This is a genomic window from Enterococcus sp. LJL98 (assembly GCF_054871745.1).
In genome coordinates this window covers 64,473-83,912 of sequence record NZ_JBTXLU010000001.1, presented here as the reverse complement: position 1 = coordinate 83,912, position 19,440 = coordinate 64,473, and the positions used below count along the sequence as shown (strand labels likewise).

Sequence of the window (19,440 nt, the reverse complement as noted above, 5' to 3'; positions counted from 1 at the left end):
TGTTTTTTTACCTATTTAAGCTTTTTTACTTTGATTCACAAAGTATTTCCCCTCTATTGACGACGCTATTTTGCATCTTTTGAAAAGTAGTCAAGGACAACGTTGGTGAGAGTTCCATCGTTTTTTGTTGTTCAAAACCATGTTTTAAATAGAATTTGACCGCAGGTTGATTTTGAGTTCCCGTCATCACGATGATTTTTTCATGTGCTTCCTGCTCAACTCTCATAAGCAGCGCCTTTGCCAAGCCTTTTCTAAAATACTGCGGTGAAACAAACAAACGATGTAGATCCAAGACAGCGGCTTCTTGCTTAAACGAAAGGACTCCGACGATTTTACCTTCTATTATATAGACTAAAAAGCGTTCTTCACAATGTTGCAAAGCTTCGATTGATTCTTTTAAAGGCGGAAGATCACTGGTTCCCAACCATTCCGCTTCTTTTGAATACGCAATTTGTTGCAAATCCCAGATTTCTTGGGCTCGTTTTTTTTCACGAATGTTGATTTCTCTAATCATCTGACTCCTTCCCCCTTCATTCAAAAAAAACTGAAAAGAAATAAAACGAAATTATTTCTTCTCAGCTCTTCTTATTGGATTAAATCATAAATTTCAATAGCTACCATGTCAATATTATCGAACTGATAGGGTTGCTTGCTTTGACTTTCTGTTAATTCGAATGTTTCAGTTGAATGATCATAACTAACGATACATTGTTCTACGCCATCCTTTTCAAAACGTCGAATCTGTACCTCGTTATCTTGTGCTTCAATCATCGCTTCTAAGCGTTTAATGATTGCTACTAGCTGAGAATGTTTCATCACTAGACCTCCTTTTCTCACTTCTGTTATATTGTATCAAAAGTAGAGGTTTCTTGCATAGATTTTTGTCGATTTTTCTTCTTTTTTTTAGTTAATCTTCATTTTTACTTAGAATTCATCGCCGCTAGCCCAATCATTCAACCGTCTCTTGCCACCATAGCTTAATCAAAGCTTGTGTGCCGTCATCTTGCGCACCTCTTCCCGCTAACTTTTCGTATAACTCTTTTGCTAATTGTGTTCCTGGCAAGTGCACACCCAACTTGGCTGCTTCATCCAAGGCGATTTTTAAATCTTTAATAAAATGCTTAACGAAAAATCCTGGACTGTAATCTTCTTTTAATATACGAGGACCGTAATGAATCATCGACCAGTTGGAGGCCGCACCTCCCGAGAGCGTCGCAATCACTTTTTCTAGATTGAGACCACTCGCTTTGGAATATGCCAGCATTTCAGTCATCCCTGTCATCGTCCCAGCAATCATAATTTGATTGGCCATTTTCGTATGCTGTCCTTTTCCAGCACCCCCATGTAACATCGAAGTCTGACTAAACAATTGAAAGATTGGAAGAACCTCTTGATAAACAGCCGTCTCTCCTCCAACCATTACCGTTAAAGTCCCATTTTTAGCACCTAAATCACCACCTGAAACAGGTGCATCCAGACTCTGACCGCCTTTTTGCTTGACAGCTTGGTGAATTTTTTCTGCTAGCGAAGGCGTACTCGTTGTTAAGTCAACCAATATCTTATTGGTTACATCTGCCGCTAACAAGCCTGTCTGTTCACTAAAATACGTCTGTTCGACATCACTTGGGTAACCCACCATCGTAAAGATGATCTGACTGGCTTCCGCTACTTCTCTTGGCGTTTCGCGCCAATCCGCACCTTGTTCGATTAAGTCGAGCGCTTTTCTTTTGGTACGCGTAAAAAGCGTTAAATCATGTCCTGCAGCCAATAAATGTGAGACAATTGAGTGTCCCATGACACCAATCCCAATGAATCCAATTTTCATTAATCATTCCTCCTCAGTATGCAGCGCTTCTTTTTTATTTGACAAGTATTTTAAACGACTCTAACCGATTTTTTATTTTCCCTTCAAGCGCGCCTTTTTTCTTCTTCTCGGCTTGCACTTCGGTATAATGAAGACGCATTTCTTCGTAAAATTCAAGCATCGATTGCCCAAAATATTCCGCTGAAATTTCATGCATCTTTTTCTCTAATTTTTCTTCATCCATTGCAATGTTCGATTCGATGTAATCGAGTAAACAAGGAGCAAAATCATTTTCTTCTTGATAAGTGACTCCTAGAGAAGGATCGCTTAATAAATGGTCCAGGTAGGCATTGCCTGCGACAACCATCTGGAGCTTGGCAGCCATTGCTTCGGTATACGTTAATCCTTGCGTTTCGGAAGTCGAAGCACTCACAAAGTAATCAGCCGCATAATAGTAACAGGCTACCTCGTCACTTGCCACTTCTCCAATAAAATACACGAAAGCTCCTAACTCTTGTTTTTCCACAATTGCTCGTAATTCTTCCTCATATGGTCCCCCACCAACAATCATTAAACGAACTTCTGGGCGTTTCTCAATAATTGTAGGTAGAGCTTGTAAGATCACGTGAATTTTTTTCTCATAAGATAAACGACTTAAAGAAAGCAAGAGCGTATGCTCATCCGTTATTCCCCATTTTTCACGAAATGCTCGTACCTTTTCAGGAGTAATCTCCGGTCGATTGAATTTCTCCAATTTAATCCCGGTTGGAATGACACGCATTAAAGCCGTTGCACCATACCCTCGTAGCGTTTCAACAACTCTTTGGCTCGGACAAACGACACCGGTTGAATGGTCAACGAATTGACGTGACAAATATTTAACGTAAGAGGGACGAAGTACTTTCCCTTTAGCAATATAATGAATATAGTCTTCATACATCGTGTGATAGGTGTGGATAACTGGTATTTCTAATTTTTTCCCTACCCATTTTCCCAACAAGCCTGCACCAAACTCTGTATGCGTATGAATCAAGTCTAGATTCAATTCTTTGGCTGTTTGATAAGCAAACCACATCCCTCGGACAACAATCCGACGTTCTTTAAATGAAATAAATGGAACGCTTGGCATGCGGATGATATTCGGTTCGTCTTTCGGTGCTTTTGGATCAGTCGTTGTAAAAATATAAACTTCATGTCCATGTCTTTCCAATTGTTCTTTTAACGTTTGAATCGATGTCGCTACGCCACTTACTTGGGGGAAGTAGGTGTCTGTAAAAAAACCAATTTTCATTTCTTTTCATCCCTTTACTTTTGACTTAACGTTTTTTCATAGACGCTTTTCAATTGCTGCCCGACGGCTGCAATGCTTTTCGCTTCTGCTACTTTTCGGCCTGCTTCTCGAAGATCAGGTAATTGATTCGCCATTATTTTTTCAATATAATTACCAAATTCATGATTCGATGTCGCCATATAGCAATTTTTATGGTTTTCTAACCATCCTTCATAAACAGGAATATCGCGTAACAAGACGTGTTGACGACTAGCTAATGCTTCTAAGACCACAATGCCTTCTGTTTCTTCATAAGAGGGAAAGAAAAATAAATCCGCTCCCGTATAGGCTCCTTCAATAATATCACCTTTAATGTATCCGGGAAAGATAACATTTGTCGGATGTTCTCCTTGGACAATTTTCCGGATTTTTTTAGGAATTGTGTACAGCGGCGTATGACCAAACCAAATAAAGGTATATTCTGGAAAGCGTTTGGCTACCTCGATAAAATCAATTAATCCTTTTCTTTCGAAATACAGGCCTACTGAGATGATGACTTTATCTTGAGGTTTTAATTGAAAATATTCACGAAAACGGGATTCTTTTTCAGCAGATGACTGAAATTTCCCCAATTCAATTCCGTTAGAAACAACACTTGTTGGGACCTTGATCCCGTACTGTTCAATAATTTTTTTTGAATATAAAGTCGGCGTAATCAATTGATCCGCTGAAGAATACAGGTGAATCAAATATTTTTTATAAATAGGTGAAATTTGATTCGAACCAATGAATGAATTTCGAAAATCTTCCTCGGTTGAATGGGCATGATAGATCACTTTTTTATCCGCTTTTTTTGCACGTCGAACCATACGTTGGCTATTTAAACCATAAGTATTAATATGGAGGATATCATAATCCGTTTCGTTTTCTTTAAAGCTATAGGCGATGCCGGCAGATTCTAACGCTTTTTTTTGATGATCAAATGCTCGCCCAATCCCAGACTTAGATAAGAGGTCTTGTCCCTCAAAATAAATTAGGACTTTCATGAAAAATCCCTCCCTTTCTTCTTTACCTCTTTAGTATAGCATAGCATTTTTATTAAAAAACCATACTATAGTCCGATTTTCAAAAGAGATGATTGTAACCAGAGGGAAATTCGAACCATTGGCTTTTTCAATTGCTCGAATTTCGCGAAGTTTCCGAAAGGGCAGGCTTTTGTGTCCTATTTATCCACCAAAAATCTCTTACACAGTTAAAAGCGATTATCTTCGGCACTTAAACAAAAAAATAGGTTTGAACCGATTTCTTTTCAGATTTCGGTTCAAACCTATCTTGTTTTTAGTAAAATTAACCAATGTATGCTTTCATTAATTCAAGGACTTCTTCCATCGTATCGCACTCAGTCAATGCACGATCTGCTAATTCTTTCATTTTACTTGTATCTAATGTTTTCATTAAGCTACGAGTTTTTAGAATAGAAGTGGCACTCATTGAGAACTCATCTAGGCCGATTCCCATCAATAGCGGCACTGCTGTTTGATCGCCTGCCATTTCTCCACACATACCTGCCCATTTCCCTTCAGCGTGTGCTGCATCTACAACGTTTTTAATTAAACGTAAGATCGATGGGTTGTAAGGTTGGTATAAATAAGAAACTTGCTCGTTCATACGGTCAGCTGCCATTGTATATTGAATTAAATCATTCGTTCCAATACTGAAGAAGTCAACTTCTTTGGCAAAGCGATCTGCCAAGATAGCTGCTGCAGGGATTTCAATCATGATTCCCACTTGGATGGTCTCTGAAACCGCCACCCCTTCAGTCATTAATTTTGCTTTTTCTTCGTCATACATTTTCTTAGCGGCACGGAATTCTTTTAATGTTGCCACCATTGGGAACATAATTCGTAAATTACCATAAACCGATGCACGTAATAAAGCGCGCAATTGCGTACGGAACATCTCTTCTCCCAAAGTAGAAAGACTAATTCGTAACGCACGGTATCCTAAGAATGGATTCATTTCATGTGGCAGTGTTAGATAAGGTAATTCTTTATCTCCACCGATATCCATCGTACGTACAACAACTGGCTTCCCATCCATGCCTTCTAGTACTGCTTTATAAGCTTCAAATTGATCATCTTCCGTTGGGAAATCTGGAGAGTCCATATATAAGAACTCAGTCCGGTATAAACCAACGCCTTCGCCGCCGTTATTGTGAACACCCTCTAAATCTTTTGGTGTTCCAATGTTTGCTGCGAGTTCAAAATGTTTGCCGTCAGCTGTCACTGTCTCTGCATGTTTGAGTTTTTCCCATTCTGCTTTTTGAGCCGCATAAGCTTCGCCAGCTTGAATAAATGTTGCTTTTTGTTCCTCAGTTGGATGAATAATAACATCCCCTTCAATTCCGTTTACAGCTAAAATATCTCCCGCTTTCACTTTGGCAGTGATTTCGCCTGTTCCAACAATCGCTGGAATTTCTAGAGAACGAGCCATAATTGCAGAATGTGAAGTACGTCCACCAATATCCGTTACAAAAGCTTTAACGAAATTACGGTCTAATTGGGCAGTATCACTTGGAGTTAAATCGTGAGCAACCACAATTACTTCTTCGTTAATCATTGCTGGGTTAGGTAAGGTTACTTGCAATAAATGAGCTAAAACGCGTTTTGCTACGTCACGGATATCCGCTGCTCTTTCTTGCATGTAGGCATTATCTTCCATCGCTTCGAACATACCAATATACATGTCAGTTACTTCTTTCAATGCGTGTTCTGCATTGACTTTATTATCTGAAATGTTTTGTTTAATTTGACCGATCATTTCTGGATCGCTTAAAACCATTAAGTGCGCATCAAATACTTGTGCCTCTTCTTCTCCTAAGCTCTGAGCTGCCTTGTCACGAATTTGTTGTAATTCGTTTGATGATTGGCTTAATGCCTCATCTAGACGTGCCTCTTCAGCAGAAATGTCTTCAATTGTTACTTTTGTAAAGGATAGGTCAGGTTGGACTAATAGATAGGCTTTTGCGACAGCGACACCATCACTTGCAGCAATCCCTTTTAGCATTTCAACCATTAATTAGACAATCCTTCCTTTTTCATTGTTTCTGCGATTGCAACGATTGCATCTGCTTCGTCAGTACCTTCAGCTGTAATTGTTACGTCAGAACCTTGACCAACACCTAAAGACATTACGCCCATGATTGATTTAAGGTTTACTGATTTACCTTTGTACTCTAAGTTAATATCAGAGTTAAATTTGCTCGCTGTTTGAACTAATAATGTTGCAGGACGCGCGTGGATTCCTGTCTCTGCAATTACATGAAAATCTTTCTTTTCCATATGTATCATTCTCCTTCATCATTTGGGTTATTTTTTGAGGGCGATTTTTTTAAATCAAGCTTTTGAACTTAAGATAAATTTACCCTTTCAGTTGTTAAGGTTACCATTTTTTCAGTGCTTAGACAACTACTTTTGTAACAATTACTAAGAATTCATGACTTTATTTGTTCAACTTGACAAATCGGTAAGTAATTTGGCCATTTAAGCCGGCTTCACCGACAATTTCTGTCCGATTCTCTGTTTGTAACCAAGCATTACGAAATTCAATAAAATCTTCACGATTCACAACGATTTCCTTGAGATCTCCTTGTTTTAATGCTTGAATCTCTTCTATGTAACGATTTTCTTCCATCTTTTCTCACCTTTTCGTACGCATATTCAGTCGCTTGACTTCTCTTTTAGCATACCTTGCTTTATTTTTAGTTGCAAATAGTAGTTTCAAGATATGAACAAAATACTTGCAGATTTTCCGATAAATTGTATAATGAAATCATTAAGGTCAACAATGGTCAAAGTTGTTGTTTCCTTTTTAATTTCTATGAAAGAAAGGTCGTGTACAATCATGCGCTGTCAAAATTGTAATCAAAACGAAGCAACCATTCATTTGTACGCTAACGTCGGTGGACAAAGAAAACAAATCGATTATTGTCAAAATTGTTACCAACAAATGAAAAATCAGCTGTCCGCTGCCACAACAAATGGTGCCAAAGATCCTTTTGGTTTTAATAACTTAGATGAACTATTTAAACAACTGTCACAAAAAATGCAACAAGAATCTTCACAGCAAGGACAAACACCTCCGACTCAAACAGGTGGCGGAAACTTTGGAGGGATGCCACCGCAACAATCAACTGGTAGCCTCTTAAACGAGTTTGGAATAAATATCACTCAGCAAGCTCGCGATGGAAAAATCGATCCCGTTATCGGGCGCGACGCGGAAGTCACTCGTCTAATTGAAATCTTAAATCGCCGAACAAAAAACAACCCAGTCTTGATTGGGGAACCCGGTGTCGGCAAAACTGCTGTCGTTGAAGGCTTCGCCCAACAAATCGTCGATGGCACGGTTCCACAAAAACTAAAAAATAAAGAAGTCATTCGTTTAGATGTCGCTTCACTTGTTCAAGGTACCGGTATTCGTGGCCAGTTTGAGGAGCGAATGCAAAAATTGATTGAAGAAGTAAAAGCAGCTGACAATATTATCTTGTTTATTGATGAAATTCACGAAATTGTCGGTGCAGGAAATGCAGGCGATGGCAACCTAGATGCCGGAAATATTTTAAAACCTGCCTTAGCACGTGGAGAATTGCAGCTGGTTGGCGCAACCACTTTAAATGAGTACCGAATTATCGAAAAAGACCCGGCACTTGAACGTCGCATGCAACCTGTCCGCGTCGATGAACCTTCAGTAGAAGAAACTATTGCCATTTTAAAAGGTTTGCAATCGCGTTATGAGGACTATCATCATGTGAAGTATACAGAAGAAGCCATTGAAGCCGCTGCACGCTTATCCTATCGTTACATTCAAGATCGTTTCTTACCGGATAAAGCAATTGACTTACTCGATGAGTCTGGATCAAAGAAAAACTTAACCATTCAGACGATTGATCCGCAAGCTATTGCTGATCGATTGGCCAATGCGGAAAAAGAAAAAACCAAAGCCTCACAAGAAGAAGATTTTGAAAAAGCTGCCTACTACCGTGATCAAATTGTTAAGTTGGAAAAAATGAAAAAACATCAAATTACCGATGAGGAAACACCGGTGATTACCGAACAAACAATGGAAGAAATTGTTGAAATTCGCACAGGTATTCCTGTTGGCGAGTTGAAAGAAAAAGAGCAAACCCAACTCAAAAATCTGGCAATCGATTTAAAACAACATGTGATTGGTCAAGAAGAAGCCATTGATAAAGTTGCAAAAGCGATTCGACGAAATCGTGTTGGTTTAGGAAAACCAAATCGTCCGATTGGTTCCTTCCTCTTTGTCGGTCCGACAGGTGTAGGGAAAACAGAACTTGCTAAGCAATTAGCAGATGAAATGTTTGGTTCCGCTGATGCGATGATTCGTTTTGATATGTCTGAATATATGGAGAAACACAGTACTGCCAAATTAATTGGTTCTCCTCCGGGCTATGTTGGGTACGAAGAAGCTGGTCAATTGACTGAGCAGGTTCGTCGCAATCCATATAGTCTCATCTTATTAGATGAAGTTGAAAAAGCACATCCAGATGTCTTGCATCTCTTCTTACAGATTCTAGAAGACGGCCGATTAACTGACGCGAAAGGTCGAACAGTGAGTTTTAAAGATACTTTATTTATTATGACGAGTAACGCAGGCACACGAAACGTTGAAGCGAATGTTGGCTTTGCAGCAAGTCGCGCAGGAACAACTCGTTCCATCTTAAATCAACTACATCACTATTTTGCGCCGGAATTCTTGAACCGTTTTGATGGAATCATTGAATTCCAAGCACTTTCAAAAGAAAACTTACTTTCGATTGTTTCCTTAATGATTGAAGAAGTCAATCAACAAATCAAACAACAAGAACTTTCGATTGAAGTCCCACAAACGGTCTTAGAGAAATTGGTGGAGCTAGGGTATGATCCTGCCATGGGGGCACGACCGTTACGCCGTACAATTCAAGAACAAATTGAAGATGGCATCGCCGACTTCTTCCTGGACCATCCAGGAGAACATCAACTTTACGCAAATCTAGATGAACATGGAAAAATTGTTATCTTGCCACATGAACTAGCAAAAACATCCATTGAGATGAACGCTTAAAAAAAAACCTTTATTCTATTATTTTTTTAGAATAAAGGTTTTTTTTATCAAAATGTAAAGAAATGTCATCTTTTTTCTTTTTTTAGACGTTTTTCCTTTCAATCTACTGCAAAGATATTTATACTTAGATATAAATAGAGAAAATCGAGGTGATTCAAATGCGACTGATCAATGTTACAAATAGTTATTCTAGACTAGTCCTCCAGCAATTAGAAAATACCGATGCGGAACTCGTCAAAGTTTATACGTCAGGTAGTATTACTGTCATTTATACCGAGGCCCCTTTACATAATGAGGTAGTTATCGTCAATAAAAAACGTCCGCTTGAACTGGCAGAAATCCAAGAAATCAAGAAATACTTCCTAAACAAACTCACTACTGACGAATATGCAAAAGATCAAGTATCGACCATCGAGAGTCCAGGTCTCGTTGAAATTTCCATCCCAAAATTTCCAAAAGAAAAAAAACACCGAGCATTCGGTTAACTCAAACAGATTGAAAAAAGATGGAATGTTTTCGCCGACCTCGAGAATGTCCCATCTTTTTTCAATGAAGGAACGCATAGCTGAACCCATCACTTTAAAAGGAGGTGTATTTCAATGAATAAGAAAAAAAACTGGGTCACTTTAAGTATCTTAGCTAGTATGCTTTTGGTAGTTGTCGGTTGCAGTTCCCCTAGCGAACAAGTCCCGCAAGTGAACAGTCAAAACCTTGTACCAAGTACTCACACAACAAATGAAGAAGCGACCAGTAACGACAGTAGCCATCCAGCAGATTCTCAAAAAATACTTTCGTTGGAAGCGGTGATTCAAATCTATCAAGACGAATATCCCAAAGCTGCGATTACATCGCTTGACTACGATACTTCTTTCAATCAATGGTATTTTAAAATTGAAGGAATGGATGATACGAAAGAGTACGAGTTAAAAATCGATCCGATAACAGGTGCCATCCACCAAAGAGAAGAAGAAATGCTCGATTCAGAAGAACGAACTGCGGCTTATCGTGAACGTAAAACACTTGATTTAACAAATCTTGCGCCCTTTACAGAAATCCAGACGGTAGCAGTCTCAAAAATCGGTTCCGGTCAAGCAACCGAAATGGAGCTTGAGAAAAAAGGAGACATCACCTACTGGCAAGTAACCGTTGAAGACGGAAAAAAGGAACATGAAGTCAAAGTTGATGCGAAGACCAAGGCCGTCCTCGAAGTTGATTGGGACGACTAACAAAATCAAAGCCCTGACAAATCCTCGAACATCCTTGTTTCAGGTGCTGCAGAGGCTTTGATTTTCTTTTTTTAGGAATTCAATCGAGTTGTGACTAAGCCTGGACTTGTTTCATAAATGATTGGGACTTCTTGATTTAATACCTCTTCCGTCAATTCCACTTCAAACAAACGATTGGAATCTAGATTATTCAAATAATACTTTCTTTCGGTCGTATTCATGATTGAACGATATTGCGTGAAATCATCGCTCCCATCTGCATTCAGATTGATTCCGCGTGGGATGGTCACATTTTCTAATATTCGAAAAATATGTTGCATCCCTTCTTCTGCCGTTTCCGCTGGCTTTGTTCGTTGGCAAAGAAAAGCTGCACGAACAAAACGTTCCGCCGAAGTATAGCCCCCTGGCAGCCCGAACGTACCTGAACCTTGACCGATTGGCTTTGCTGGCCACTCACCAAAAAGTTTGGGGCTAAAATTCTCTGACTGCAAACCAATATAATGATGCAAATTTTTCAGATGCCATTCGAGTTCAGGACTGTTCGTCAATACATGTACGGGATTATTCTTGATTCTTAAACCTTGTCCATCCGGTTCAATCACCATTGTTTTTCCGCTTGGATCTGTCAAAATATAATGGAGGGGTAAAACATTTCCTAACAAGTCATTTTCTTTAGCGACAATTGAAATTTCAGACAACCTGGTTTCTAGTTCTGCTAGATGGCTTATTTCACCTAATAGCCAAGACAACACCTCATGCGGAGCCAAGTTGAGTTTTGCTTGCCTGGGTTCGCTGGCATACTTTGCTTCATTCGGAAAATACAACTCTGCGCCAGACAAACCCTTTTCATTCAACCCATCAGCAAAAAAATAACTCGCCAGCTTACGACCAGTTCCAACATAGCCAAAGCGAGAAGAAATCGGCTGTCCAAAAGCAGTCGTCCACTGATGGTTTCTAGGAATAACTATCGGTTGGGCTTCAAGCTTCACATAAAAATCCATTGTTCTTGCTAGAAAATTTATGCCATTTTTCGTTTGATAACCAATACTCGTACACATGAAATCCACTCCTTTTTTTCTCTTTTGAGTCACATCACTTTTTTACCGGTATAGAACATTTTTAAAACGCTTTCTTTTTCGTTCATTATACCAAACAGCATAAAAAAAGTTGGCAATTCCGTTTGGAAAATACCAACTTTTTTATTATGCAACTTTTTTTGCATACCTTTCAACATTTTGTTTGATGCGACTGATGGTCGTCAAATCATGTAGGCCAGTTACATCAGTGATGACTTCATCCATGTTTTTTTGACGAAGTAACAGCTGTAACTCCCGACTCTGTTCATCTTGGGGGTCATTGTAATTAAAAATGATCCCTACCATAGCAATTAAATGCGGTGAAGCTAACGCATAATTATTCATTTCTCGAATCGGTCGAATAAAACGCTCCTCTGCACCTAATTTTCTTAATGGTGTTCTTGCAACGCGTGTAATGGCATCCGAAATGTGCTTGTTTTGGAAACGTTGAATAATTTTTTGAATGTAGCTTTGATGTTCCTTCGAATCAAATCCCCACTTTGCAATTAGCAGTTCACCTGTTTCTTCTAAAACGGATTTTAATTGGGCGACGACAAGTGCGTCTTCCATCGCTTCGTCAATTGTTTGATAGCCGAGTAATGCTCCTGTGTATGCTACGGTTGCGTGCCCTGTATTTACACTAAATAACTTCCGTTCAATGTATGGTTCTAAATTGGCGACGTAATGGACGCCTGCTAACCGAACCTCTGGATTTTTTAATTGGTTTTCGTTAATTACCCATTCTGAAAAAGGTTCAACCTCCACATATAAAACATCTTCATGTGATTGCTCTGGAACAATTCGATCCACCGCCGCATCGGGAAATCCGAAGAATTCTTTAAAATACGCATTATTTTCTGTGTGTTTTAAGACTTCACTTTTTAAACAAGTTGAACCACCAATCATATTCTCGCAAGCAATCAGATCAAGCGGCTGGTTAAGCCCCATTGCTTCTCGGGCTTGTAACCCTTTTGCGATGAGTTCTGCGATGAATGGTAAAACCGTTGGTCCAATCGCTGTTGTGACCAAATCGGCTTCACAAATCGCTTGAATGACTGCAGCTGGATTCTCTTGATTATTTATACCAGTGACCCGATCGATTTGAATCTGTTCTTTTGAAGCATCCGCTAAGCCAATCGTGTAGCTTCTGCGTTCTTGTAATGCTTGAATGATTTGCTGGTTCACGTCAACAAAAGTGATTTCAAAATGATTTTTATGTAGAACTTCACCAATAAATCCGCGTCCAATATTTCCCGCGCCAAAATGGACTGCTTTCCTTATTTTCATCTTTTTCATCTCCTATGCAATGAGTAATTGCTCTGTTATTTCTTTTTTCTCTAAAGCATCTGCTAAATAGACCACATGATTCATATCGCTACAATAAAGAGCAATTTGTTGAATGATTTGTAAATGTTCCTCTCCTACCCCTGCAATGCCAAACAGCACCGTTACAATTTGGGGTTCCTCTTTGGTTCCAAAATTCACCCCTTCTGGAACTTGAACGATGCAAATCCCAGATTTTTTTACAAATTTCTTCGCCTCCTCCGTCCCATGAGGAATTGCAATAAAATTCCCCATATAAACGGAAAGCATACGATCTCTTTCAATCATGGCTTCTATGTAATCTTCTTCGACACAACCGGCATCCACCAGTTTTTGACCACAAAAACGAATCGCCTCTTCCTTTGTTTCAAAATGTTGATTCAACTCAATCATATCGATTGATAAAAAATTCGTTTGCATTTTGTTTTCCTCCTTCTGATTCAAGCTGCTTTCTTCAATTGCTCAACTACCGCTTCATATTGTTTCGCCTGAATGAGACTTTTCACTTCTAAGTACTGCGCATTTGGTGCTTGTTTCAAGACTTCTTCTTTTAAATCTTCACGGTAAACAACCAAACTGCCTTCATTCGTCGTTAAAGTTTCCAGCTTGACTTTTTTTACTGGAATCTCTAAATTATTTTTCGCAAGAATTTCTTCAATCATCCGAAGGCCCATCGTTGCGGACCCCACGCGTGCATCGTGTGCCAAGTATATTTCAGTCACGCCTTCAAAAAGTGGTACTTGTCTTTGCGACAAACTTTTTGAAGCCTTTGAGGATGATGGTTGAGCCGTTTCACCCAGTAGTTGTCCGATAATTTCATCATAACGAGGTGAGTTCAAGAAATTTTCAACGGCAATAAAAGTTGCGCTTGGTGCTTTTTGTTTTGCCCGCTCTTGTAATTCGCTTTGTGTTACAATCAATGTCTTCGAATCATCAACCAAACGGCTAATCGCACTGTTTGTTACCGACTGAGTTAATCCCGCATCCTTGACTTTTTTTCGTAAAATAGAAGCACCCATCGCACTAGACCCCATTCCTGCATCACAAGCAAATACGATCTTTTGAATGGCTGTGATCGCTCCAAGTTCCCCTGCTTTTTCGAGTCCTTTGGCTTGAGCCTTCGCTTGTTGGGAAGCCGTTACATTCTTTTCAAAATCTTCATCCGTTTCTTTCACGTCTGCTTTTAAGATTACTGTAGCCACGGCAAATGAAGTCACTGTTGCGACCAAGACTCCTGCTAAAACCGCTGCATGTCCGCCTTGGGGAGCCATGGCTAGGATTGCAATAATTGACCCTGGAGAAGCCGGAGCTTTTAGTCCCGCACCTAAGGCTTGTAAAGTGAAGGTTCCTGTGATTCCTCCAGCAATCGCTGCTAAAAATAATAGCGGTTTCATCATCACGTAAGGAAAATAGATTTCATGAATGCCGCCAAAGAAATGAATTAAAATTGCGCCAGGAGAAGATGATTTTGCAGCACCTCGGCCAAAGAACATAAAGGCAAGAAGGATACCTAAGCCTGGGCCAGGATTCGCTTCTAATAAAAATAAAATTGAGCGACCCGTTTCCATTGCTTGCTCTGTTCCAAGTGGTGTTAGGATGCCATGATTAATTGCATTATTTAAAAACAAAACTTTGGCTGGCTCGATAAAGACATTGGCTAATGGAATGAGGTGGGCATTCAAAATCCAATCGACACCTGTAGCCATCACTTGCGTTAAACTATCTACAACTGGACCGACTACTAAAAATCCTAAAATTGCTAGAGCAAAACCAATCAATCCAGCAGAGAAATTATTGACTAACATTTCAAATCCGGTACGAATTCGATGTTGAAAGAAACGATCAAATTGCTTCATGCAAAAACCAGCAAACGGCCCCATCATCATCGCACCAAGCATCATTGGTACGTTGGTTCCAACAATCACTCCCATCGTCGCAATTGCTCCAACAACTGCTCCCCGTTCACCAGCCACTACTCGCCCCCCGGTAAAACCAATTAGAATTGGAATTAAATAAGTTAAGATGGGACCGACCATTTCTGCTAAGCGCGCATTTGGAAAATAACCGTCTGGAATGAATAATGCCGTAAGTACTCCCCAGGCAATTAAGGCACCGATATTGGGCATAATCATACTTGAAAGTGTACTGCCTAACTTTTGAACGCTTGCTTTTAGTGAACTTTTCTCCCTGATTTGTCTTTCCATTTTTGTTCCTCCTCATTTTGTGTTTCTTGACACCTTTAGTGTATCCGCTTTCCTCAATGGGAAATAGTCGTACTTTGGCACAATCTTTTGTGCCAAAACAAAACCAGCCACCAAATCAAAGGAATTTCCCTTGATTTGGTGGCTGGTTGCTTGTATGAAACTTATTGTTTTGATTGTTCACCAAAATAATCAGTTAGTATCGCTAAGAAGCTGCTTTTCTCTGTTGCATCGCTTAATTTTTGGACATTTTTTATATCTGAAAAAAACAATGCCAATTCTTGTAAAATTATCAATTGGCTCTTCATTGATAAAGCGACAGCAACAATCAAAGTGGCTACTTGTCGCTTCTCAGCTGTACCGAAATTCACGCCATCTGGGACTTGAATCATAAAAACTCCTTCTTTTAAAAGCATTTCTTCCGGCATTTCAGCATGTGGAAGCGCCACAAAATTTCCAATATAGACACTCACTTTTTGTTGGCGTTCTTGCATTAATTGCGTGTAATCGGGTGTCACGTAGCCCAAATTGACTAGTTGCTGCCCGGCATATGCGATCGCCTCTTCCGCCGTTTCAAAGGATTGATCGAGTACCACTTGTTTCGATGTGATTGTTAGCATTTTTCCCACCCCTTACGATTGCATTTTTTCCATAAGTAAAGAAGACAATAACTGGTACACAATTGCTTCATTGCCCGAATGAAAAATTTCCGTATATAAGTCGTTCATAATGATTGCACCACTTATTTTTCCTAGTAATTGGCTTTCGATTGGTTCAATTTTTTCAGGAGCAAGCATGAATAAAATACGTTTTAATGGCATCTGGGTTTGATCCATACCGGTAATAACGGCGGTCGTTTCCAAGTCAACGATACAAAAAAGAGGGGCTTTGATCCCTGATGTTGCCGCGTGAAAAAGTGCCATGGTTGTTCCAGGAATACCCACAGGCGCCTGCTTTAAACGACGAAGTAATTGAACGGCTACTGCCGCCGCATCGATTACTAGATTTTCTGGAATGGTTGCAATTGCTGCATCAACGATTCCAGAAAGTTCCATTGGATTCTTAATCTTCCCAATAAAAAAACGTTCTAAAAGACCATTCACTTCTTCAATAAAATGCAAAACTTCTTCATAGCTAGGCGTTGTTTTTTCTATGTGTTTCCTTTTTCGTTTTGGTTTCGTTTGTTGTTTGCCAATTTCTTTAAAACGTTCTTTTAACTGTTTGACTTCATCTTCTAACAACAAGGGAGAAACTAATTGATACGAGCCACTATACCCAGGCAATAAGGCGGTGGAAACAATCAGATCATAGTGTGCCATTAAATCGATTGCGCCTAATTGTGACACACTAAAAAAATGAATTTGATCGATAAAAGGAAAGTTTTTTCTTAAACGCATTTCTAACATCCTTGTTGAAGCAAGGCCACTGGGTGAAAAGCCTGCAATATCGACTTCGATAATTTTTGGACTCCGTTCTAAAGCGTTAGCGAAATGTAAAACCATATACGCAATTTCCTCTTCCGATAAAACTTTACCGGGAAAAACAAGCGGTAACGTCTGGCGAATGCCTCGAACAACATCTGTGTATTGTTCCATAATTCGTTCTAAAATCGGGTTCGTTAATGTCTCTTCTTGTAAAATTACACGTGAAAAAACACCGGATAAATGGGTCAATAACATTTTATACAAATCGGAATCTTCAAAAAAATCAACTTCTGTTTCACGACTGACGCCCTCAATTAAACGTTTAACGTCGTAGGCCATTTCGGTATCAAAGTTTTCCTCAAAGAAATCTTCTTCAAAGGAGTTGGCAAAATCACTCAGTAAACTTGCATAAAAAACAATCTCGTTGACTGGATACAGTTGCTTGGTTTCAACTGCTAACTTGGCAAATATTCGTTTACTACTATTAAGCATTTCTTTATTTAGTTGTTCCATGTACGTTTCTTCTATAATGAGATGTCCTGCATGTACCCGTTCAATGGTCAACATCAAAACAAAGATAAGATGAACAAGCTTACGATCACTCAAATTGGGGAGACTTTCATTCAGTTCGGTAAGAACCAATTCTTTGGTAAAGGATAGATCACCCGTGTTTAAAAATTGAAAGAAAAAATGATTCGACCCCTCAATCGGTTCATAATGAAAAAATTGATATTCATTGATTTCTGCTTGCAAAACATTGGCCATCAATAAACGTCGATATTTTTCTGAACCGATAATTTCATAGCCTTGGTTACGAATAATTTGAAGGGGGGATTTTGCTAAACGTGCTTCCAATTGTTTTATATCTGCATAAAAAGTTGTATTACTTATTTGATACTTGTCTAAAAACATTTGCAGCGAAAGGGGGATTTCCGTTCGTAATAATTCAATAAGGATCGCTCGTTGCCGCTCACTTGTCGAAAGTTCAATGAGTGGCGTACTTGCGAGATGTTTTTGAATTGTTTGACGGACATCTTCTTTCGCAATTAACTGATAATGTCCACGCGAAACTTTTTTTAAAGCTGCGCCAATTGTCAACAAAGACGTCTCCAAGTTTTCTAACTCACGATAAACGGTCCGACGGCTAACCTTTAACAAGCTCATCATTTGAGGAATCGAAAGTCCTTCACGTTGGTTGAACAATTCAATCAGTAATTCCTTTTCTCTTGGTGATAAGAACATCGTCTTCACTCTCCTTTAGCCACCTCTCAAATTCTGACATTTTCAATAAATCTTGTACAACCAAAATCTGATATTTTTGCCGGTCAATTGGATTTTTCGCAAGCATTTCGGATGATATGACATATAGCGTTTCTTGATTCCAATGGCAAGCTTCGATACTCGCCTTTGAAAAAAATAAATCGTGCCCTTGTCTTTGCGCTTTTTGCCGCATCATCTCAATTGCCATCGTTTGCGTCCCTCTTTGGTTTTTTTCATATAATAAAACAACTTTTGAACCGACTGGCCTTGCCAAAGACATTTCGAGTACAGGAGGATTGATTGGCGAATTCTGCGCCAAATACTGTTGAATTTTAAGCACGTTTTCCTCAACTGCTAAAAAGTTATCAATGTACAAAATTGCAGACTTTGGCGCGATTCGTTTGGCTTGCTCACTAAGTTGCGGATGAAGGAGGACTAACTGATCCGCTTTGTTTTCTAATTGGTAAACGGATTGGTGGCGGATTGGAATTTCTCGTCCTTTTTCTTTTAAATGCCTTTGAATTAAACTCGCCCCCATCGCGCTAGACCCAATTCCTGCATCACAGGCGACGATAATTTCTTGAATGAAGCAAGCGGGTTTTTGCCCCAGCATTTGAGGGGATGTTTCGTTGAGCATCGTTTTTCCTTCCTTTCTATTTTTTAACATCGCATAACTCATTAAAAAGGAACTCAAGGTACTAACTGAGATTCCAAATAACAAGCTAAAAACGTGTTCGGCAGGGGTATGGTTCAAAATCAAGAGGAGTGACCCCGGAGAAACCGGACTCGTTAGCCCGACTTCTAACCATTCAAAGATCGCTGTCCCTGATACTCCACCTAAAATAACAGCAAAAAAAAGCTTCGGCTCCATTAAAACATAAGGGAAGTAGACTTCCTGAATCCCCCCAATCAAATGAACCAGTAACGCTGTCCCTGTTTTCCTTTTTTCGTCAGCGGACAAATGACTGCTTAGATAAGCGAGTAAAACGCCTAAACCTGGCCCTGGATTGGTTTCAAGTAAAAAAAGGTAGGATTGACCTGTCTGTGTGATGAAAGACAAGCCAAGAGGTGTTAAGACTCCATGATTGATTGTATTATTAAAGAAAAAGACTTTTAAAGGTTCAATTAATACGCTTACAAGTGGTAATAAATGAAAATGAATCAAAGTGTAAACCGCCTTCACAATTTCCTGATTCAACCGATTCACAATCGGTGCAAAAAAGGAAAGACTCACCACACACCAAAAGCTCCCAATAAAACCTGCCAGCATATTCTTTATTAACATTTCGTAGCCCTGTTTTAAGTTGGATAAAAAAAGTTTTTCAAAGAATAAAAAACTCCAAACGGCTAATGGCGCAATCAACATGCTACCAATAATTTGTGGTGAATCGGTTGCTACAATTAAACCAATTGTCGCAATGGCTCCAATCGCTCCCCCTCGTTGTTCTTCTAATTGCTTCCCACCAGTGTAGCCGATTAACAAAGGAAGTAAAAAAGAAAGTAATGCTTCTTCCATTTTTCCAAGAAGCAAATGAAGGTCACTGGCTGGGTTACTTGCAATCAAATTGATAAAGCCCCAGGCAATAAAAATACTTAAATGCGGCATCATAAGTTGACTCAGTAAATAACCGAATCGACGAATTTGAAAGAAAGGTAAGGCTGCTTTCTCTGTTTTCCACCTCATTTCTTCCACCTCCTTTTTTATCTCTTCGATCATAGCATAGTTTTCTTGT

18 protein-coding genes are annotated in these 19,440 nt (G+C 39.4%); 3 read left to right on the top strand and 15 right to left on the bottom strand.

Annotated elements, in window-relative coordinates:
* Positions 1-25 precede the first annotated feature (25 nt).
* From ACYSNO_RS00395 to ACYSNO_RS00360, 8 genes are all read right to left on the bottom strand, one after another.
* The gene (locus ACYSNO_RS00395; protein WP_461729080.1) at positions 26-514 is read right to left on the bottom strand and encodes a GNAT family N-acetyltransferase; all 489 of its coding nucleotides are present in this window, start codon (positions 512-514) and stop codon (positions 26-28) included.
* A gap of 71 nt (positions 515-585) precedes the next feature.
* Entirely contained in the window at positions 586-816 is a 231-nt protein-coding gene (locus tag ACYSNO_RS00390; RefSeq protein ID WP_461729079.1) for a YkuJ family protein, read from the bottom strand.
* Positions 817-949: 133 nt separating this feature from the next.
* Entirely contained in the window at positions 950-1,825 is an 876-nt protein-coding gene (locus ACYSNO_RS00385; protein WP_461729078.1) for an NAD(P)-dependent oxidoreductase, read from the bottom strand.
* A 34-nt stretch (positions 1,826-1,859) separates the two neighbouring features.
* Positions 1,860-3,095 carry a glycosyltransferase family 4 protein gene (locus ACYSNO_RS00380; RefSeq protein ID WP_461729077.1) on the bottom strand — a complete coding sequence of 412 codons (1,236 nt, stop codon included), beginning with the start codon at positions 3,093-3,095 and terminating at the stop codon, positions 1,860-1,862.
* 14 nt (positions 3,096-3,109) lie between these two features.
* Positions 3,110-4,120, bottom strand: a complete 1,011-nt coding sequence (locus ACYSNO_RS00375; RefSeq protein WP_461729076.1) for a glycosyltransferase family 4 protein — start codon at positions 4,118-4,120, stop codon at positions 3,110-3,112.
* A 301-nt stretch (positions 4,121-4,421) separates the two neighbouring features.
* Positions 4,422-6,149, bottom strand: coding sequence for a phosphoenolpyruvate--protein phosphotransferase (gene ptsP, locus ACYSNO_RS00370; protein WP_461729075.1), 1,728 nt, complete (start codon positions 6,147-6,149; stop codon positions 4,422-4,424).
* Positions 6,149-6,415, bottom strand: a complete 267-nt coding sequence (locus ACYSNO_RS00365; RefSeq protein ID WP_461729074.1) for a phosphocarrier protein HPr — start codon at positions 6,413-6,415, stop codon at positions 6,149-6,151. The genes ptsP and ACYSNO_RS00365 overlap by 1 nt, the downstream gene beginning before the upstream one ends.
* Positions 6,416-6,575: 160 nt before the next feature.
* Positions 6,576-6,767: a hypothetical protein gene (locus tag ACYSNO_RS00360; protein WP_461729073.1), complete on the bottom strand. Its 192-nt coding sequence runs from the start codon at positions 6,765-6,767 to the stop codon at positions 6,576-6,578.
* A 210-nt stretch (positions 6,768-6,977) separates the two neighbouring features.
* Here ACYSNO_RS00360 and ACYSNO_RS00355 point away from each other — a divergent pair, with 210 nt between their 5' ends.
* The 3 genes from ACYSNO_RS00355 (at position 6,978) to ACYSNO_RS00345 (ending at position 10,423) form a co-directional block, all read left to right on the top strand.
* On the top strand, positions 6,978-9,197 hold the full coding sequence (locus ACYSNO_RS00355) for an ATP-dependent Clp protease ATP-binding subunit (RefSeq protein WP_461729072.1): 2,220 nt from the start codon (positions 6,978-6,980) through the stop codon (positions 9,195-9,197).
* Positions 9,198-9,355: 158 nt separating this feature from the next.
* Entirely contained in the window at positions 9,356-9,682 is a 327-nt protein-coding gene (locus ACYSNO_RS00350) for a DUF1827 family protein (protein ID WP_461729071.1), read from the top strand.
* 114 nt (positions 9,683-9,796) lie between these two features.
* Positions 9,797-10,423 (top strand): PepSY domain-containing protein, encoded by a 627-nt coding sequence (locus ACYSNO_RS00345; RefSeq protein WP_461729070.1) that lies wholly within the window; start codon positions 9,797-9,799, stop codon positions 10,421-10,423.
* Positions 10,424-10,494: 71 nt separating this feature from the next.
* Here the strand turns inward: ACYSNO_RS00345 and ACYSNO_RS00340 are convergent, their stop codons facing one another.
* The 7 genes from ACYSNO_RS00340 to ACYSNO_RS00310 all read right to left on the bottom strand — a co-directional run bounded on the left by ACYSNO_RS00340 (position 10,495) and on the right by ACYSNO_RS00310 (position 19,391).
* Positions 10,495-11,481, bottom strand: coding sequence for a choloylglycine hydrolase family protein (locus ACYSNO_RS00340; protein WP_461729069.1), 987 nt, complete (start codon positions 11,479-11,481; stop codon positions 10,495-10,497).
* Positions 11,482-11,625: 144 nt separating this feature from the next.
* A complete protein-coding gene (locus ACYSNO_RS00335; RefSeq protein WP_461729068.1) occupies positions 11,626-12,786 on the bottom strand; it encodes a mannitol-1-phosphate 5-dehydrogenase in 1,161 nt (386 codons plus the stop codon).
* Positions 12,787-12,798: 12 nt separating this feature from the next.
* On the bottom strand, positions 12,799-13,242 hold the full coding sequence (locus ACYSNO_RS00330) for a PTS sugar transporter subunit IIA (protein WP_461729067.1): 444 nt from the start codon (positions 13,240-13,242) through the stop codon (positions 12,799-12,801).
* A 20-nt stretch (positions 13,243-13,262) separates the two neighbouring features.
* Positions 13,263-15,026 (bottom strand): PTS mannitol transporter subunit IICBA, encoded by a 1,764-nt coding sequence (locus ACYSNO_RS00325; RefSeq protein ID WP_461729066.1) that lies wholly within the window; start codon positions 15,024-15,026, stop codon positions 13,263-13,265.
* Positions 15,027-15,187: 161 nt separating this feature from the next.
* Positions 15,188-15,643: a PTS sugar transporter subunit IIA gene (locus tag ACYSNO_RS00320; RefSeq protein ID WP_461729065.1), complete on the bottom strand. Its 456-nt coding sequence runs from the start codon at positions 15,641-15,643 to the stop codon at positions 15,188-15,190.
* Positions 15,644-15,655: 12 nt separating this feature from the next.
* A complete protein-coding gene (locus ACYSNO_RS00315) occupies positions 15,656-17,689 on the bottom strand; it encodes a BglG family transcription antiterminator (protein WP_461729064.1) in 2,034 nt (677 codons plus the stop codon).
* Positions 17,652-19,391 carry a PTS transporter subunit EIIC gene (locus ACYSNO_RS00310; protein ID WP_461729063.1) on the bottom strand — a complete coding sequence of 580 codons (1,740 nt, stop codon included), beginning with the start codon at positions 19,389-19,391 and terminating at the stop codon, positions 17,652-17,654. Before ACYSNO_RS00310 ends, ACYSNO_RS00315 begins: the two co-directional genes overlap by 38 nt.
* Between the last annotated feature and the right edge of the window lie 49 nt (positions 19,392-19,440).

Excerpts from the sequence above, each read along its gene's own strand:
- ACYSNO_RS00395 (WP_461729080.1), bottom strand. The coding sequence starts at position 514 with ATGATTAGAGAAATCAACATTCGTGAAAAAAAACGAGCCCAAGAAATC.
- ACYSNO_RS00390 (WP_461729079.1), bottom strand. The coding sequence starts at position 816 with ATGAAACATTCTCAGCTAGTAGCAATCATTAAACGCTTAGAAGCGATG.
- ACYSNO_RS00385 (WP_461729078.1), bottom strand. The coding sequence starts at position 1,825 with ATGAAAATTGGATTCATTGGGATTGGTGTCATGGGACACTCAATTGTC.
- ACYSNO_RS00380 (WP_461729077.1), bottom strand. The coding sequence starts at position 3,095 with ATGAAAATTGGTTTTTTTACAGACACCTACTTCCCCCAAGTAAGTGGC.
- ACYSNO_RS00375 (WP_461729076.1), bottom strand. The coding sequence starts at position 4,120 with ATGAAAGTCCTAATTTATTTTGAGGGACAAGACCTCTTATCTAAGTCT.
- ptsP (WP_461729075.1), bottom strand. The coding sequence starts at position 6,149 with ATGGTTGAAATGCTAAAAGGGATTGCTGCAAGTGATGGTGTCGCTGTC.
- ACYSNO_RS00365 (WP_461729074.1), bottom strand. The coding sequence starts at position 6,415 with ATGGAAAAGAAAGATTTTCATGTAATTGCAGAGACAGGAATCCACGCG.
- ACYSNO_RS00360 (WP_461729073.1), bottom strand. The coding sequence starts at position 6,767 with ATGGAAGAAAATCGTTACATAGAAGAGATTCAAGCATTAAAACAAGGA.
- ACYSNO_RS00355 (WP_461729072.1), top strand. The coding sequence starts at position 6,978 with ATGCGCTGTCAAAATTGTAATCAAAACGAAGCAACCATTCATTTGTAC.
- ACYSNO_RS00350 (WP_461729071.1), top strand. The coding sequence starts at position 9,356 with ATGCGACTGATCAATGTTACAAATAGTTATTCTAGACTAGTCCTCCAG.
- ACYSNO_RS00345 (WP_461729070.1), top strand. The coding sequence starts at position 9,797 with ATGAATAAGAAAAAAAACTGGGTCACTTTAAGTATCTTAGCTAGTATG.
- ACYSNO_RS00340 (WP_461729069.1), bottom strand. The coding sequence starts at position 11,481 with ATGTGTACGAGTATTGGTTATCAAACGAAAAATGGCATAAATTTTCTA.
- ACYSNO_RS00335 (WP_461729068.1), bottom strand. The coding sequence starts at position 12,786 with ATGAAAATAAGGAAAGCAGTCCATTTTGGCGCGGGAAATATTGGACGC.
- ACYSNO_RS00330 (WP_461729067.1), bottom strand. The coding sequence starts at position 13,242 with ATGCAAACGAATTTTTTATCAATCGATATGATTGAGTTGAATCAACAT.
- ACYSNO_RS00325 (WP_461729066.1), bottom strand. The coding sequence starts at position 15,026 with ATGGAAAGACAAATCAGGGAGAAAAGTTCACTAAAAGCAAGCGTTCAA.
- ACYSNO_RS00320 (WP_461729065.1), bottom strand. The coding sequence starts at position 15,643 with ATGCTAACAATCACATCGAAACAAGTGGTACTCGATCAATCCTTTGAA.
- ACYSNO_RS00315 (WP_461729064.1), bottom strand. The coding sequence starts at position 17,689 with ATGTTCTTATCACCAAGAGAAAAGGAATTACTGATTGAATTGTTCAAC.
- ACYSNO_RS00310 (WP_461729063.1), bottom strand. The coding sequence starts at position 19,391 with ATGAGGTGGAAAACAGAGAAAGCAGCCTTACCTTTCTTTCAAATTCGT.